This is a genomic window from Tabrizicola piscis (assembly GCF_003940805.1).
Classification (GTDB): Bacteria; Pseudomonadota; Alphaproteobacteria; order Rhodobacterales; family Rhodobacteraceae; genus Tabrizicola; species Tabrizicola piscis.
Genome location: NZ_CP034328.1, coordinates 2,968,491 through 2,983,543, shown reverse-complemented (window position 1 = coordinate 2,983,543; position 15,053 = coordinate 2,968,491). Strand labels below are relative to the sequence as shown.

14 protein-coding genes are annotated in these 15,053 nt (G+C 66.9%); 6 read left to right on the top strand and 8 right to left on the bottom strand.

Annotated elements, in window-relative coordinates:
- Positions 1-77 precede the first annotated feature (77 nt).
- Complete coding sequence (locus EI545_RS14525) at positions 78-875, top strand: protein-disulfide reductase DsbD domain-containing protein (RefSeq protein ID WP_125326138.1); 798 nt, start codon at positions 78-80, stop codon at positions 873-875.
- Between the two features lie 60 nt (positions 876-935).
- On the opposite strand, the gene EI545_RS14520 is transcribed toward EI545_RS14525, so the two are convergent.
- From EI545_RS14520 to EI545_RS14500, 5 genes are all read right to left on the bottom strand, one after another.
- A complete protein-coding gene (locus EI545_RS14520) occupies positions 936-4,301 on the bottom strand; it encodes an efflux RND transporter permease subunit (RefSeq protein ID WP_125326137.1) in 3,366 nt (1,121 codons plus the stop codon).
- Position 4,302: 1 nt separating this feature from the next.
- A complete protein-coding gene (locus tag EI545_RS14515) occupies positions 4,303-5,751 on the bottom strand; it encodes an efflux RND transporter periplasmic adaptor subunit (RefSeq protein ID WP_125326136.1) in 1,449 nt (482 codons plus the stop codon).
- A gap of 94 nt (positions 5,752-5,845) precedes the next feature.
- The gene (gene moaB, locus EI545_RS14510; RefSeq protein WP_125326135.1) at positions 5,846-6,388 is read right to left on the bottom strand and encodes a molybdenum cofactor biosynthesis protein B; all 543 of its coding nucleotides are present in this window, start codon (positions 6,386-6,388) and stop codon (positions 5,846-5,848) included.
- A gap of 1 nt (position 6,389) precedes the next feature.
- Positions 6,390-7,019 carry a LysE family translocator gene (locus EI545_RS14505; protein ID WP_245990060.1) on the bottom strand — a complete coding sequence of 210 codons (630 nt, stop codon included), beginning with the start codon at positions 7,017-7,019 and terminating at the stop codon, positions 6,390-6,392.
- Entirely contained in the window at positions 7,016-7,807 is a 792-nt protein-coding gene (locus EI545_RS14500; RefSeq protein WP_125326134.1) for a uracil-DNA glycosylase, read from the bottom strand. The genes EI545_RS14505 and EI545_RS14500 overlap by 4 nt, the downstream gene beginning before the upstream one ends.
- A 134-nt stretch (positions 7,808-7,941) precedes the next feature.
- Here EI545_RS14500 and EI545_RS14495 point away from each other — a divergent pair, with 134 nt between their 5' ends.
- The 5 genes from EI545_RS14495 (at position 7,942) to plsY (ending at position 12,035) form a co-directional block, all read left to right on the top strand.
- Positions 7,942-8,904 (top strand): aspartate carbamoyltransferase catalytic subunit, encoded by a 963-nt coding sequence (locus tag EI545_RS14495; protein ID WP_125326133.1) that lies wholly within the window; start codon positions 7,942-7,944, stop codon positions 8,902-8,904.
- Between the two features lie 213 nt (positions 8,905-9,117).
- The gene (locus tag EI545_RS14490) at positions 9,118-9,576 is read left to right on the top strand and encodes a hypothetical protein (protein ID WP_245990057.1); all 459 of its coding nucleotides are present in this window, start codon (positions 9,118-9,120) and stop codon (positions 9,574-9,576) included.
- Complete coding sequence (locus EI545_RS14485; RefSeq protein ID WP_125326132.1) at positions 9,569-10,123, top strand: hypothetical protein; 555 nt, start codon at positions 9,569-9,571, stop codon at positions 10,121-10,123. The genes EI545_RS14490 and EI545_RS14485 overlap by 8 nt, the downstream gene beginning before the upstream one ends.
- Positions 10,120-11,391: a dihydroorotase gene (pyrC, locus tag EI545_RS14480; RefSeq protein WP_125326131.1), complete on the top strand. Its 1,272-nt coding sequence runs from the start codon at positions 10,120-10,122 to the stop codon at positions 11,389-11,391. Before EI545_RS14485 ends, pyrC begins: the two co-directional genes overlap by 4 nt.
- Before the next feature lie 2 nt (positions 11,392-11,393).
- Positions 11,394-12,035, top strand: coding sequence for a glycerol-3-phosphate 1-O-acyltransferase PlsY (gene plsY, locus EI545_RS14475; RefSeq protein WP_125326130.1), 642 nt, complete (start codon positions 11,394-11,396; stop codon positions 12,033-12,035).
- A gap of 275 nt (positions 12,036-12,310) precedes the next feature.
- Here plsY and EI545_RS14470 read toward each other — a convergent pair whose 3' ends face one another.
- From EI545_RS14470 to EI545_RS14460, 3 genes are all read right to left on the bottom strand, one after another.
- Positions 12,311-13,657, bottom strand: coding sequence for a glutamate--cysteine ligase (locus EI545_RS14470; RefSeq protein WP_125326129.1), 1,347 nt, complete (start codon positions 13,655-13,657; stop codon positions 12,311-12,313).
- Between the two features lie 120 nt (positions 13,658-13,777).
- Positions 13,778-14,326, bottom strand: a complete 549-nt coding sequence (locus EI545_RS14465) for a hypothetical protein (RefSeq protein WP_125326128.1) — start codon at positions 14,324-14,326, stop codon at positions 13,778-13,780.
- A complete protein-coding gene (locus tag EI545_RS14460; protein WP_125326127.1) occupies positions 14,323-15,045 on the bottom strand; it encodes a 16S rRNA (uracil(1498)-N(3))-methyltransferase in 723 nt (240 codons plus the stop codon). Before EI545_RS14460 ends, EI545_RS14465 begins: the two co-directional genes overlap by 4 nt.
- Positions 15,046-15,053 lie beyond the last annotated feature (8 nt).

Here is a 15,053-nt window from a genome sequence, read left to right as displayed (position 1 = left end):
TTTGGCGGAAGATCACGCTCACGTTCCTTCGCCGCAAAGTGATTTCCCTTGGGAAGGTCACTCTTTATGGTGCTGGCATGACCAGAACCGTGCTTTCCCTTCTTCTCGCCCTGACGACCACACCGGCGGCTGCAACCACGCAGGATGATGTCCTGTCCGCCATCTTGCGCCCCGGGTGGCAGATGGACAGCGGCGCGCATATGGCGGCCATGGACATGACCCTTGCGCCGGGATGGAAAACCTATTGGCGCAGCCCGGGCGAGGCGGGCATTCCCCCCAGCTTTGACTGGTCAGGTTCGACGAATGTGAAGTCCGTCCATATCCACTGGCCCGCGCCTTCGGTGTTTGAAACCAACGGCATGCAGACGATCGGCTACCATGACCGGCTGCTTTTGCCGATCGAGGTGGTGGCGGTGGACCCGTCCATGCCTGTCAAGCTGCAGGTGTCGGTTGACCTTGGGGTCTGTGACGAAATCTGTCTGCCAGCCAACCTTGCGCTGATCGCTGACCTGATGCCCCCCGGCGCGCCGGATGAGGGGATCCGAAGCGCGCTGAAGACACTGGCCACCTCGGCGCTTGATGCGGGGGTGACGACGGTGTCTTGCGTGGTCGATCCGATTGCGGATGGCTTGCGCCTGACCGCGCGGATGCGCCTTCCCGATCCGGGCAGCCCCGAGGTTGTGGCGTTTGAAACCGCCGACCCCGCAGTCTGGGTGTCCGAGGCCGTGACCCAGCGCGAGGGGGGGGAGTTGGTCACGATGACGGAACTGGTTCCACCCGACGGGGCGCCCTTTGCCCTTGACCGGTCCGGGGTGGTGATGACGATCCTGTCGCAAGGCCGCGCGATCGAGGTTCGGGGCTGCCCGGCGCCTTGACGTTGCAAAGCTGCCCGCTGTCGCGCCTTGCTGCCGGAACCGGACTGCGGGAGGAACGGCCTAGCCCTGACCGCGCTGCTGACGCAGGGTGACCAGCGCGGCAAGGGCCGACACCACCCAAAGGGCCAGCGCTCCGATCAGAAACAGCCCCGCCGCTGTCAGGCCAACGGGCGCGCCGGCCAACTCTGGCCACAGCGCCATCAGCCAGCCCGGCAAAGCCCCGGTCAGCGCAGACCAAAGCGGCAGGACAGCGGCCAGCGCCAGCATCCCCGCCGCCCCTGCTGCCACGGCCAGACGCGCCCCGCGCGGGCCACGGCGCATAACCCGCTTCAAGGCGCGGAAGGCGCGGGCGACATCGGTTTGCGCGGCCAGCAGGGCCGGGACTACGACCAGCACCAGCAGCATCCCGAACCCAAGGCCGAACACCAGCGTGATCACCGTGGGCTTCAGGAACTCGGCCTGAGACGATTCTTCGTAAAGCAACGGCGCCAGCCCCAGCACCGTGGTCAGGGTCGTCAGCAGGACCGGGCGGAACCGGTCGGCCACGCCGTCGATGATCGCCGGTCGCAAGCCGCGGCGTTCTGAATACTGGTCGATGGTGCTGACCAGAACGATGCTGTCGTTGACGATGATCCCCGCCATGCCGATCAGCCCAACGATGGAGAACATCGACAACGGCATCCCCCAGACCCAATGTCCGAAGACCGCGCCGACAAGGCCGAAGGGGATCACCGACATCACGACCAGCGGCCGCGTCCAATGCGCGAAGATCCAGGCGAGCGCCAGGTAGATGCCCAGCAGGCACAGCACCAGCCCAACGGCGGCGCCCCCCAGAAACTCGCGCTCATCCGCGGCCTGGCCGGAAAGCTGCCAGTCCAGCCCGAATTCCTGCGCCACGCGGGGCAGGATCTCTTCGTTCAGGGCGCGCTGCACTTCGGTGGCACGGGCCGGGTCGTCCTCGGCAAGCGCGCCGGTCACGCTGACGGTGCGCTGCCCGTTTTCGCGCCGCACCGTTGAAAAGCCAGACCGGCTTTCCACCTGAACGATTTCGGACAAGGGCACATAGACCCCGGCCCCGGCGCGGATCAGGCTGGTGTTCAGGAAATCCGCCGTCAGTTCCGCTTCCGGCAGTTCCACCCGGATGGACGCCTCGCGCGGGCCATCGGGGAAGGTCGCCGCTTCGATCCCGCTCAGCCGTTCGCGCAGGGCGCGGCCAAGGGTGGCGGTGTCAAAGCCCAAGGCGTCACCCTGCGGGGTCAGGGTCAGGATCAGCTCTTCCTTGTCATAGGACAGCGAATCTTCCAGGCCCGACACTTCGGGATAGGCCGAAAGCTCTGCCTTAAGGGCCTCAGCCGCTGCTTTCAGCGTCTCGGCTTCGCCACCGTAAAAGTCGACGGACAGGGAATCGCCCCCCGGCCCGAAAAACGCGTTCCGGAAGCTAAGCTCTTCCAGAAGCGGATGCGCCACAACCTCGTCCTGCAGGGCCGTGATGACCTCGGACGTGGGATAGGGCCGCTGGTCGGGGCTGATCAGTTCCATCGAGATCGAGCCGATCAGGTCTGGCCCCTTGGTGTCGGCACCGGCCAGCCTGCGCCCGACCCCGCCGCCGATTTCCGCCAGCACGAAGGTGGCCGGGCTCTGGCCATGCTCGGCCTCGAACCGCGCCATGACCGCATCGGTCGCGCGCTGCAATTCGCGCAGCATCTCCAGCGTGTCGTCGCGCGTGGCACCGGGCAGCATGGAAAAACTGCCGCTGACCGAGGCCTGTTCGGGCGGGGCGAAGAAGCGGAACTGGACGTCACCCCGGATGAACAGCGCCACCTGCAGCGCCAGCGCCAGCACCGTGGCGGCCAGCACGGGATAGCGCGCGATGATCACCCAGCGCATGACCGGGCGGATGACCCAGGTTTCAAACCATGCCATGCCCCGGTTCACCTGACGCGAGGGCCAGTCGTACCAGCGGTCCTCCCCTGTGGCGGTGAGCGAATGTTTCAGGTGGTTCGGCAGGATCAGGAAACACTCCACCAGCGAGGCGATCAGCACCACCACCACCGTCAGCGGGATGGCCAGGATCAGCTCACCAAACCGCCCGCCGACGGCCAGCAGGCCAAGGAAGGCGATGATCGTGGTGATGGAGGACGCAAAGACCGGTGCCGCCATCCAGCGCGCGGCGTTTTCGGCGGCCAGCGCAGGCGGTTCCCCCAGCTTGCGCACGCGGAAGTCGGCGTGTTCGCCAACCACGATGGCGTCATCGACCACGATGCCCAGCATGATGATCAGCGCAAAGAGCGACATCATGTTCAGCGTCACCCCAAGCGCCCACATTCCGGCAAGCGCCGCGATCATGGCCGCAGGAATGCCCGCCGCGACCCAAAAGGCGATGCGGGCGTTCAGGAACAGGAACAGCAGCCCCAGCACCAGCGCCAGCCCGGTCAGGCCATTGTCGATCAACAGGACCAGCCGGTCGCTGATCTGTTCGGCCCGTGTGCGGACCAGTTCCACCGTCACACCGGGCGGCAGGCCAAGCTGCATCTGCGCTGCGACGTCCGAAACGGTGGCCTGCATGCGGATCGCGTCACCGTCATCGGCCCGGTCCACCCGGATGGCCATCGCCGGGTTGTCCCCGACAAAGGACGCCCGCACCGAGTTGACGCTGTTGGCGCGAAGGGTGGCGATGTCGCCCACAGTCAGCGTGCTGCCATCCGGGGCCGACCGCAGGATGATCGCCCCGATTTCCGCCGCCGTCCGCCGTTCCGTCCCGGTCCGCAGCCGCGCGCCCTCACCCAGTTCGCCCGCCGGGGAATCCGCCACGGCAGCAGCGATGGCGCTGGCCACGTCGGCCATGGTGATGTCGTGGCGCATCAGCACGGTCGACGGGATTTCCACCACCAGTTCCGGGCTGGCCAGCCCGGTGATGGTGGCGCGCGTGATCCCGGCTGAAAACAGGCGGCCAGTGAATTCATCGGCGAAACGCGCCAACTGATCCACGCCCACCGGCCCGCTGATCAGCACATCCGTGACCCGGTCCCGCCAGGCCGCCGAGGCAACTATCGGATCTTCGGATCCTTCGGGCAGGGTGTTGACCGCGTCGACGGCGGCCTGCACCTCTTCCTCGGCGGCGGCAAGGTCGAATTTCGGTTCGAATTCAAGATCAATGTCGGCGCGGCCCTCACTGGCGCTGGATGTCACGCCCGCCACCCCGTCAATCGCCAGAAACACCGGCTCCAGCACCTGAACAATCGCGCGGTCGACATCTTCGGCCCCGGCACCATCCCAGACGACGGTGACGCCAACCTCGTTCAGGATCACATCGGGAAAGTACTGCGCCCGCATGTTGGACGCGGCGACAACCCCCGCCACCACCATGAGGACCAGCAGCAGGTTGGCAATGGTCCGGTGGCGGGCAAAGTAGCGGATCAGGTCCATCTTACCCGTCCATCCGCCGCTCCAGCCGGTCGATCATCTCGGCCGGAACGGTTTCCGCTTCAAGCGCGCGCAGCAGGGCGGTCTTTTCCGCCTCGGCAAGCGATTGACTGGCTTCGACCAGCGCCATCAGAACCGCCCGGCGTTCGGGGGTCAGAAAGACATCAGCCGCGGCCTGCGGGCGGATCGGGCGAATGCGGATGCCGTCACCCAGAAAGGCCGACCTTTCGGACACCACATCACGCCCGGCAAGGCTGCCCACGCGGATGATCACGTCATCGCCGTGCCGCCGCAGGACATCAACCGCGACTTCCTCCAGCCGATCCTCGGCGCCAAGGGCAAGCAGGGTGCCGTTGCGCCCCAATGCCGTGGCGGGCAACACCGCAGCATCTGGCAAAGCTGCCTCCTCGATGCTGACCGACACGAAGTCGCCCGGCTGCAACAAGGTTTCCACACCCGGTGCGGCGTCCATGGCGACATAGACCAGACGACCGGTCTGACCTTCGCCAACCGCCGCACCCACCCGGTCCAGCCGGCCCGTCAAGGTCACCTCGCCCGCGCCACCCGGACGGACGGTGACAAGCGCGTCGCGCAAGGCGCCATCAGATCCAAGCAGGCCGCCGAACTGCGCCGTCGACAAGCGCACGGCCACGTCCAGCGCCAGCAGGTCGACGATCCGCCCGAACACTTCATTCGCGCCGACGACGGCTCCGGTCACCAGTGTCACGCCATCGACACGGCCCGCCAGCCCGGCGCGCAGTTCGGTATCCGCAAGTCCGCGTTCCGCTTCGGTCAGGGCGATCTCGGCCCGCGTCACCGCAACTGCCGTCTGATCCACCCGCGCGATGGCGGAAGCCAAGGCCTGCCGCCGCGACAGCACCGACTGATCCGCCGCCGACAGCGCCAGTTCTGCCGTCTCGACCGCTTGCGAAGACCCCGCCCCGCGCGCGGCAAGGTCCTGTTGCCGGGCCAAGGCCTGCCGCCGCAACTCCACCTGCGCCTCGGCTGCTGCAAGGTCGTCGCGGGCCAGATCCACTGCAGCCACCGCCTCATCCGCTGCGGCACGCGCCTCGGTCAGGCCCGCCTGCGCAAGCGCAAGCGCCTCAGCCGCCGGGGCCGGGTCCAACCGGACCAGCACCTCGCCTTCAGTCACGGCAAGTCCGTTGCGAAAGCTGTCCGCAACCCAGACCACCGTGCCCCCGGCCCGGCTCCGCAGTTCCAGCGTCCGCCGCGCCTCGACCTTGCCGAAGGCGGTCATCTGCGGTGTGACCGTTCCCGGCGTCAGGGTCAGCACATTGGCCGCGACCACGCGTTCTTCGGGGGTGCGGCCGGGGCGATCATCGGAAAGGCTTTGCCGCAGGGCATTTCCCACCGTCACAGCTGCCAGCCCCAGAAGGCCCAGCGTCACCGCAAGAAGGAAGAGCCCCGTCAGACTTCGCCTCAGAAACCGCATACCTGCCTCTTGATTGGTGGCCAAGACCTAGCGCAACAGCAGCACAACACCAGCAAAGATGGCCCGGCATACGCAGATGTTACGCGCCGGGCGGCTATTTCCGTCGCAAATGCTCTTCCAGCCGCGGCATGATTTCGACAAAGTTGCAGGGGCGGTGGCGGCTGTCGAACTGAAGGACCAGAATTTCGTCCCAGGCATCCCGGCACGCCCCGGGGCTGCCGGGCAGCGCAAATAGGTAGGTCCCCCCCGCCACACCGCCACAGGCGCGGCTTTGCACGGCGCTGGTGCCGATCTTCTGCATGCTGACGAGGGTGAACACCGTCCCGAACGCCTCGATCTCTTTCTCATAGACATCCCGGTGCGCTTCCACCGTGACATCCCGCCCGGTCAGGCCAGTGCCCCCCGTGGTCAGGATGGCATCCACCCCGGGGTCGGCGATCCAGTCCCGCAGCCGGGCGGCGATGGTGGCGCGCTCATCCGGCACGATCCCGCGCGCCGCCAGCATATGCCCTGCCCCCGTCAACCGCTCGACCAGCGTGTCACCGGACCGGTCCGTGTCGGGGGTCCGGGTGTCGCTGACCGTCAGCACGGCGATGCGGACCGGATGGAAGGGCAGGCTTTCGTCAATGCGCGACATGTCAGGTCCTTTGCAGCAGCGCCAGACGCAGCGCCAGCGCGCCGAAGATACCCGCGCTGATCCGGCCAAGCCAGCGGGCAAAGCCGGCAGACCGCGCCAAGCGCTGGCCGATGGATCCGGCGAAAAGCCCGACTGTCCCGTTCACGATCAGCCCGCCAAGGCTGAACACCACCCCAAGCGTCAGGAACTGCGGCAGGATCGGGCGGGCAGGATCCACGAACTGCGGCAGGAACGCCAGAATGAACAGAATGACCTTGGGGTTCAGCAGGTTGACCATCAGCGCCTGCCCGAACACGCGAAGCGCGGGGCTGGGGCTGACCTCGGTGCCCGTGGGCAAGGGCGACCGCAGCGCCGACAGGGCCAGCCACAACAGATACGCCACGCCCAGCCAGCGGATCGCCTCGAACGCCGCCGGATGGGTCGCGACCAGCGCGCCAAGGCCAAGGGCGGCCAGCGTGACATGCACCATCCCCCCCGCCGCGATGCCAAAGTTCGCCGCCATCGCCGCCCGCCGCCCCCCGCGCAGCCCCTGCCCAAGGCAGAACATCATGTCCGCCCCCGGCGTCAGGTTCAGCGCAAGGCCCGCAGGGATGAACGCCAGAAGGACAAGGGGATCGACCGCAAGCATCATCCCCGCAGCCTGCCCCGCAGGGCCAGCAGATCGGCCCAGGCCTCACGCTTGGCGGCGGGGTTGCGCAGAAGGTAGGCCGGATGCGTCATCGGCAGCAGCGGTTTGCCCAAGGCCTGCGTCCAGTTGCCCCGCGCCCGCAGGATGCCCTTGGCCCCGGTCAGCGCCATCAGGGGCGTGTTGCCCATCACGACGATCACATCAGGATCAACCAGCGCGATGTGACGCTCGACAAAGGGTTGCATCATGGCAATCTCGGCCGGCTCCGGGTCACGGTTGGCAGGGGGGCGCCAGGGCATGACATTGGTGATGTACAGCGCCATCCGGGGATCGGGTGAGGTGCGGGACATCCCGATGGCCGCAAACATGCGGTCCAGCAACTGCCCGGCACGGCCAACGAAGGGGCGGCCTTCAAGGTCTTCCTCCCGGCCCGGGGCTTCGCCAAGGATCAGCACCCGCGCTTCGGGGTTGCCATCGGCAAAGACGGTGTTGCGCGCGCCCCGCTTCAACTCGCAGTGGTCATAGGCTTGCAAAGCCCCCAGCAGGTCCTCCAGCGTCGCCGCCTGCGCTGCCAACGCCTTGGCGACCGCGACCGGATCGGTGCCGGCCACCGGCTCTGCCATCGGCTGCGCGGGGCTGCGGGACGCAGCCGCTTTCGGAGCCTCCGCCGCCAGATCATAGCGGTTGACCGGGGCATCCCCGATCACCTCATCCACCCCGGCATCGACCTGCCAGGCCAAAGCCGCAAGCGAGGCGTGCCAGTCATCCGTGATGTCGGCGGCGATTCCCATACCGGCAAGACTAGGCGCTGGACGGGCCGGGGGCCAGAACCTATCGGGCAGCCGCGGCCAGCCCCGCTTCACCCTGACGCTTGCCCCGCATCCCCCGGTTTGCCATAGAGGGTGAAATCGAAGGGATACCGCCCATGGCCTTCCGCGCCCGCCACCTTCTGGGGATCGAACAGCTTGCCCCGCTGGAGATCACGACGGTCCTTGATCTGGCTGAACGCTATGTCGACCTGAACCGCCGAACGGTCAAACAGTCCGACACGCTGGCGGGGATGACGCAGATCAACCTCTTCTTTGAGGCCTCCACCCGAACCCAATCCAGCTTTGAACTGGCGGGGAAACGCCTCGGGGCGGATGTGATGAACATGTCGGTCGCCAATTCTTCGGTGAAGAAGGGCGAAACCCTGATGGACACCGCGATGACGCTGAACGCGATGCACCCCGATCTGCTGGTGGTGCGCCACGGGTCGTCGGGCGCGGTGAACCTTTTGGCGCAAAAGGTGGATTGCGCCGTCCTGAACGCGGGCGACGGGCGGCATGAACACCCCACGCAGGCGCTGCTCGACGCGCTGACGATCCGCCGCGCCAAGGGCCGGCTCCAGCGCCTGACCGTCGCGATTTGCGGCGACATCGCCCATTCCCGCGTGGCGCGGTCCAACCTGATCCTTCTGGGCAAGATGGAAAACCGCCTGCGCCTGATCGCGCCGCCGACGCTGATGCCATCAGGCGTCGAAGACTTTGGCTGCGAGCTGTTCGACGACATGCGCGAAGGGCTGAAGGGCGCTGACGTGGTGATGATGCTGCGGCTGCAGAAGGAACGGATGGACGGCGGCTTCATCCCCTCGGAACGCGAATATTACCACCGCTACGGTCTGGACGCCGAGAAACTGGCCTTTGCCGCGCCGGATGCCATCGTGATGCACCCCGGCCCGATGAACCGGGGCGTGGAAATCGACGGCGAGCTTGCCGATGACATCAACCGCAGCGTCATTCAGGAACAGGTGGAAATGGGGGTTGCGGTCAGGATGGCCTGCATGGACCTGCTGGCGCGCAACCTGCGGGCCGAGCGTGGCCGGAAGATCGTGGGGATGATGGCGTGACCCTTTCGCCCACCTCCTCGGGGTCTTTGACCCTCGTCGGACTGCACCCCGGCGAAGAGCGCATGAAATGCGACGATGAGCGCGCGGAAGGAAGATCACGATGACCCAAGACCGCAAACCCCCGAAATCCGACGCCCGCATCGGCGGCATGGTGGCGACCGTTGTCTTGCTCTTCCTCGCCGTCTTCACCACCGTCATCATCTGGATCGCCTGATGGCCCGCATCGAACCTGACAGCGTGATGGGCCACGCCGCCCCCCTGCTGGAGGGTGAGAAAGTCGTGCAAGAGTTCCGCCCCGACCGCACCGCCTATTGGCGGGCGCATCTGGTGATGGCGGTCATCCTTGGCATCTTTGCCGGGCTGATCCTGCTCTGGCAGGGCAACCCCTATCCCGTGGTCGGCCCGGTGGCGGCTGTCCTCGCCATTGGCGTCAGGGCGGCCTATGTCGCCTCCGAAGCGCTGGCCGAGGTCTGGCGCCTGACCAATCGCCGTCTGCTTGGCCCGGCCGGACGGGTGGTGCCCTTGACCCAGCTTGGCACCGCCCGCCCCTTCCTTGGCGCGGTGCAGGTCACGACGACACTGGGCGACAGGCACCTGATCAAGTATCAGTCAGACCCCGCTGCCGTTGCCACCAGACTGCAACTGGCCGGTCAGAGGGCCGGTCATGGCTAAGGCATGGGAAGATTGTTTCCAGCCGGGGGAAAAACTGCTTTGGGAAGGCGCGCCACTGCCGGGGGTGCGGGGTCGCGCCAAGATCATCGGCATGGCGCTGTTCGGGCTGCCCTTCCTTGTGATCGGCGGCGGGCTTTGCATCGCCGGGCTTGTCGCGGTCTTTGGCGGCCAAACCCTGACGGAAAAGGGGTTGGGGCTGTTCCTGACCCTGTTTTCGCTGCCCTTCGTCGGGGTTGGGGTGTTCCTCGTCTTCGGCCAGTGGTACGTCGCCGCCCAGTCCCACCGCCGCATCCGCTATGCGCTCAGCACCCGCTGCGCCTATGTCGCCAAGTCCTGGTGGACCCAGACCATCGAAAGCTACCCGATCCTGCCAGCCAGCAGCATCGGCCTTGAAAAGGGCCAGTCTGCCGATTCTGTCTGGTTTCATGCAAGGGACGAGAAGGATTCGGATGGCGACCGCAGCACGACACGCATAGGCTTTGAACATATCGCCGACGGGGACAGCGTCTATCGGCTGATCCGCAGCATCCAGATGGGCACCGAATGATCCTGCACTTTACCAACGCCCGCCTCATCGACCCCGAGGGCGGGACCGAAGACCTTGGCAGCCTGACCGTGAAGAACGGGCTGATCGTGGCGCGCGATGGCACCGCACCGAAAGGGGCCAAGGTCATCGACTGCGGCGGCAAGTGCCTTGCCCCGGGCATCGTGGACATCGGCGTCAAGATAGGTGAGCCGGGTGAGCGACACCGCGAAAGCTTTCGCTCTGCGGGGCTTGCGGCGGCGGCCGGCGGGGTGACCACCCTTATCGCGCGCCCCGATACGCTGCCCGCGATCGACACGCCCGAGGTGCTGGAATTCGTCACCCGCCGCGCGGCGGAAAGCCCGGTTCGCATCCGCCACATGGCCGCCCTGACCAAGGGCCGCGACGGGCGCGAAATGACCGAGATCGGCTTTCTGCGCGACGCAGGCGCCATCGCCTTTACCGACGCCACCCGCGTTTCCACGGAAGCCAAGGCGATGACTCGCGCGATGAGCTATGCCCGCTCGCTTGGGGCATTGGTCGTCTGCCACCCTCAGGACCCCGGCCTGTCGGCGGGGGCCTCGGCCACGTCGGGCAAGTTCGCCTCGCTGAAGGGTATTCCGGCCGTGTCGCCGATGGCCGAAAGGATGGGACTGGAGCGGGATCTGGCCTTGGTCGAAATGACCGGCGTCGCGTACCACGCCGACCAGATCACCACGGCGCGTGCCCTGCCCGCCCTTGCCCGCGCCAAGGCGGCGGGGCTGGATGTCACGGCCGGCACGTCGATCCACCACCTGACGCTGAATGAATTTGACGTGGGCGACTACCGGACCTTCTTCAAGTTCACGCCCCCCCTGCGGTCCGAGGTGGACCGGCTGGCCATCGTCGCTGCCGTGGCGGATGGGTCGATCGACATCATCAGCTCGATGCATACGCCCGCGGATGAAGAATCCAAGCGCCTGCCGTTCGAAGAGGCGGCGGCGGGTGCCGTGGCCCTTGAAACCTTCCTCCCCGCCGCCATGCGGCTGTACCACGCAGGCCACCTGAGCCTTGCCGCCCTGTTTCGCGCCATGGCCCTGAACCCCGCCACCCGCCTTGGCCTGCCGCAGGGTCGCCTGACCCCCGGCGCGCCTGCCGACCTTGTCCTGTTTGACCCTGACGCTCCGTTCCTGATGGACCGCTTCAAGCTGCGGTCCAAGTCGAAGAACACCCCGTTTGACGGCGCGCGGATGGAGGGTAAGGTGCTGGCAACCTTCGTCGGCGGGACGCAGGTCTTTGCTGCGGAAGAATAGCCATGCCGGAAATCACCACTGACCAGTCCTTGCTGATCCTGACGGCGGTCCTGGCCTACCTTCTGGGGTCGATCCCCTTCGGCATCGTGATCACCCGGGCCCTTGGGCTTGGGGACCTGCGCAGGATCGGCTCGGGAAACATTGGTGCCACGAATGTCCTGCGGACCGGGAACAAGGGCGCTGCCCTTGCCACGCTGGTCCTTGACGCGGCCAAGGGCGGGATCGCGGTGCTGGTCGCGCGGGCGCTGCTGGCCGAGGATGCGGCGCAGGTTGCCGGGTTGGCGGCGTTTCTGGGGCATCTGTTCCCGGTCTGGCTGGGCTTCAAGGGCGGCAAGGGGGTGGCGACCTTTCTTGGGACGCTGATCGCGCTGGCCTGGCCGGTGGGGCTTGCGGCCTGCGCGACCTGGGCGGTGGTCGCGGCGATCACCCGGACATCATCGGTCGCGGCGCTGATGTCGGCTGCGAGTGTGTCGGGATGGCTGTTCTTTTTCGGGGAGGGCCGGATGCTGTTTCTGGTCGTCATCCTGACGATCCTTGTCTACATCCGCCACGCCGCGAACCTGCGGCGGATCAAGGCGGGGACCGAGCCGAAGATCGGCCGGAAGGGGACGACAGAGGCCGGAGTGACAGACGCGGGTGCATGAGTGTCCCGGGCAGGGACAGTGGTGACCGCACGCAAATTCAATGGCTTGCCTGCGGGTATTAACCGGCGGTTAACGATAAGCCATCCTGCCGCCAGCCACAGACCGAAGATCATTGCGCAGCCGCGCAAGCGCGACTGCAAGCCTTTTGTCTCGCCCCATGCGCGCGAAGGGCGCGCATGGGTCTCGGCAGCGGGGGTTTCACACCCCCGCACCCCCGTGGGATATTTTGCAGAAAGGAAAGACGGGATCAGGCTAGAGAGGGTTGTGCCTGTCGGTCAGAGCGATGCCGCGTCGTAAAGCGGGGCGAGGCTTTGGCCCCACGCGCCTTGGTAAAGCGCAAGCCAGCGGTCGGCCTGCACCTGTCCGGTCTTCAGGCTTTCGACAAGCGGTTGAAGCTGCGCCTCTTCCCCGAGGCCACGCGCTGCAAGACCGGCGTGGCTGAGGCCGACGGCGGCGCGGGCGAGGTCGATCAGCTTGACCGAGCCGGCTTCGCCCTGCAGGGCCGAGACGGAGGCTGCAACCCGCAGCCCTTCGCGCGTGTCCGCATCAAGGCCCTTGACCAGATCCCAGGCGGCATCGAGTGCTGTCTGGTCATACATCAGGCCGACCCAGAAGGCGGGAAGCGCCGCGATATGGGCCTGATCACCGCAATCGGCCCCGCGCATTTCGATGTATTTCTTCACCCGCGCTTCGGGGAAGACCGTGGTCATATGGTCCGCCCAATCGGACAGGGTGGGCTTTTCGCCGGGCAGCGCTGGCAATTGACCCTTCAGGAAATCGCGGAAGCTTTGGCCCAGCGCGTTGATGTATTTCCCGTCGCGGTAGACGAAATACATTGGCACATCGAGGACCCAATCGACATAAGCCTGAAAGCCCATGCCGTCTTCGAAGGCAAAGGGCAGCATGCCCGTGCGGCTGTTGTCCAGCCCGCGCCAGATGCGGCTGCGCCAGCTTTTGTGGCCATTCGGCTTGCCGTCGAAGAAGGGGCTGCTGGCAAAAAGCGCCGTTGCCACGGGCTGCAGCGCCAGCGCCACGCGCAGTTTCTTGACCATGTCGGCTTCGGACGCGTAGTCGAGGTTCACCTGCACGGTCGAGGTGCGGTACATCATCTGCGTGCCATGGGTGCCGACGCGGCCCATGTAATCGGTCATCAGCCGGTAGCGGCCCTTGGGCATGACCGGCATCTGGTCGTGCCCCCATTCCGGCGCGGCACCGATCCCCATGAAGCGGATGCCCAGCGGGTCGGCGATGGAGCGCACTTCGTCGAGGTGGTTTTGCAGTTCCGCCGCGACCTCCAGCGTGGACGCCAGCGGCGCGCCGGACAGTTCGAACTGCCCGCCCGGTTCAAGGCTGACATTCGCACCGTTGCGGGTCAGGCCGATGACATGGTCGCCTTCCCGCACCGGGGTCCAGCCATAGCGGGCGGCCAGCCCGTCAAACAGCGCGGAGATTGAGCGGGGACCGGCATAGGGCAAGGGCGCGCGGGTGTCGGTCAGCCAGCCGAACTTTTCATGTTCCGCGCCGATCAGCCATTGGTCCCGGGGTTTGGAGCCTGCCTCCATATAGGCGGCAAGCTGGTCGAAGCTTTCGATCGGCCCACCGCCGGACTGAGGAATTGACATGGCCGTGCTCCGGGACTTTCAGGACGTGGGGACCGGTGGGGACCGGGCGCCCATGGGTGTCAATTGCGCAGGCCCAAGTCAAGGCCCCGTCAGGGTGTGCCGGGGGTCGGAAGGGGGCGATCACCGCACAATGACCCCTGCGCCACTGCGCGCCCAGATCAGCCGGTCAACCGCATTCAGCGCGACCACGCGGCTGTCGGTGGTGGTTTCAGCCGACAGGGCGGCGACCAGGGCGGCGGTGTCCATGCCCGGCAGGGTGGCGAAGGCGTCAAACAGCGCCTCGGCCCCGGCGGATTCGACCGGGATGTGCAGCGCCTCGCCCTCGGTCGGGCGGAGTTTCCAGATGCGGCGACCGCGCAGGGTCAGCAGGCGGACTTCGGCAAGGTCGGGCAGGCCGACAAAGCCGCCGGTGCGGGGGCCAAGATAGGCGATCTGGGCTTCGGTCACCCGGACGATGCCGGGCGCTTCGCCCGCCTGAGCAAAGCGCAGGCGGCGGGTGGACAGGACGGCCCAGCCGATCCCGGTTGCCAGCAGGATCAGGCCAAGGACCGGGTAGGCATAGCCGCCCCAAGTCATCACCCAGAGCCCCGCTGCGGCAAGGGCAAGCGCGGCCAGCGCCTCGCGCCAGCGGTAGAGACCCTCGGCGACTTCAGGGCGCAGAAAGCTCATGTCCAGTCACCGCAGGAGGCTTGCCACAGGGTCAGGGCGGCGACAGCGGCGGTGTCGGCGCGCAGGATGCGCGGGCCAAGGGACAGGGGCGTGACAATGGGCAGGGCGCGTAGGCGTTTGGCCTCATCTGCGGAGAAGCCACCTTCGGGGCCGATCAGGATGGCGGCGGGGCCTTCGGCAGGCGTCAGGCGCGCAGGTTGGTCCAGCGTTGTTTCGTCGCACCAGTAGAGGCGGCGGTCTGCGGGCCACTGTGACATGAGCTTTTCCAGCGCGACCAGTTCCGCCACTTCCGGCAGGTAGGTGGCGCCGCATTGCTCGGCCGCCTCCATCGCATGGGCTTGCAGGCGGTCTTGCCGGATGCGGTCGGCGTTGGTGTGGCGGGTCTGGACGGGCAGGATGCGGCGGGCGCCCAGTTCGACGGCCTTTTCCACGATGAAATCGGTGCGGGCCTTCTTGATCGGCGCAAAGAGGAGCCAGAGGTCAGGCGGCAGGTGCAGCGGGCGGGTCTGCGTGTCGCAGGTGGCGATGGCGCCGCGTTTGCCGGCTGTGGTCAGGGTGGCGCGCCATTCGCCGTCGCGGCCGTTGAACAGCAGAATGGCCGCGCCGGGCGCAAGGCGCATGACCCCGGTCAGGTAATGCGACTGGGCCTCGGACAGGGGCACGGCTTGCCCGTGGCCCAGCGGGTGGTCTACATGAAGCCTGATCTTCGCATCCGACATGAGCGTGA

What these genes read in the sequence shown, in the direction of transcription:
- EI545_RS14525 (WP_125326138.1), top strand. Translation starts at nt 78, where the DNA reads ATGACCAGAACCGTGCTTTCCCTTCTTCTCGCCCTGACGACCACACCG.
- EI545_RS14520 (WP_125326137.1), bottom strand. Translation starts at nt 4,301, where the DNA reads ATGGACCTGATCCGCTACTTTGCCCGCCACCGGACCATTGCCAACCTG.
- EI545_RS14515 (WP_125326136.1), bottom strand. Translation starts at nt 5,751, where the DNA reads ATGCGGTTTCTGAGGCGAAGTCTGACGGGGCTCTTCCTTCTTGCGGTG.
- moaB (WP_125326135.1), bottom strand. Translation starts at nt 6,388, where the DNA reads ATGTCGCGCATTGACGAAAGCCTGCCCTTCCATCCGGTCCGCATCGCC.
- EI545_RS14505 (WP_245990060.1), bottom strand. Translation starts at nt 7,019, where the DNA reads ATGATGCTTGCGGTCGATCCCCTTGTCCTTCTGGCGTTCATCCCTGCG.
- EI545_RS14500 (WP_125326134.1), bottom strand. Translation starts at nt 7,807, where the DNA reads ATGGGAATCGCCGCCGACATCACGGATGACTGGCACGCCTCGCTTGCG.
- EI545_RS14495 (WP_125326133.1), top strand. Translation starts at nt 7,942, where the DNA reads ATGGCCTTCCGCGCCCGCCACCTTCTGGGGATCGAACAGCTTGCCCCG.
- EI545_RS14490 (WP_245990057.1), top strand. Translation starts at nt 9,118, where the DNA reads ATGGCCCGCATCGAACCTGACAGCGTGATGGGCCACGCCGCCCCCCTG.
- EI545_RS14485 (WP_125326132.1), top strand. Translation starts at nt 9,569, where the DNA reads ATGGCTAAGGCATGGGAAGATTGTTTCCAGCCGGGGGAAAAACTGCTT.
- pyrC (WP_125326131.1), top strand. Translation starts at nt 10,120, where the DNA reads ATGATCCTGCACTTTACCAACGCCCGCCTCATCGACCCCGAGGGCGGG.
- plsY (WP_125326130.1), top strand. Translation starts at nt 11,394, where the DNA reads ATGCCGGAAATCACCACTGACCAGTCCTTGCTGATCCTGACGGCGGTC.
- EI545_RS14470 (WP_125326129.1), bottom strand. Translation starts at nt 13,657, where the DNA reads ATGTCAATTCCTCAGTCCGGCGGTGGGCCGATCGAAAGCTTCGACCAG.
- EI545_RS14465 (WP_125326128.1), bottom strand. Translation starts at nt 14,326, where the DNA reads ATGAGCTTTCTGCGCCCTGAAGTCGCCGAGGGTCTCTACCGCTGGCGC.
- EI545_RS14460 (WP_125326127.1), bottom strand. Translation starts at nt 15,045, where the DNA reads ATGTCGGATGCGAAGATCAGGCTTCATGTAGACCACCCGCTGGGCCAC.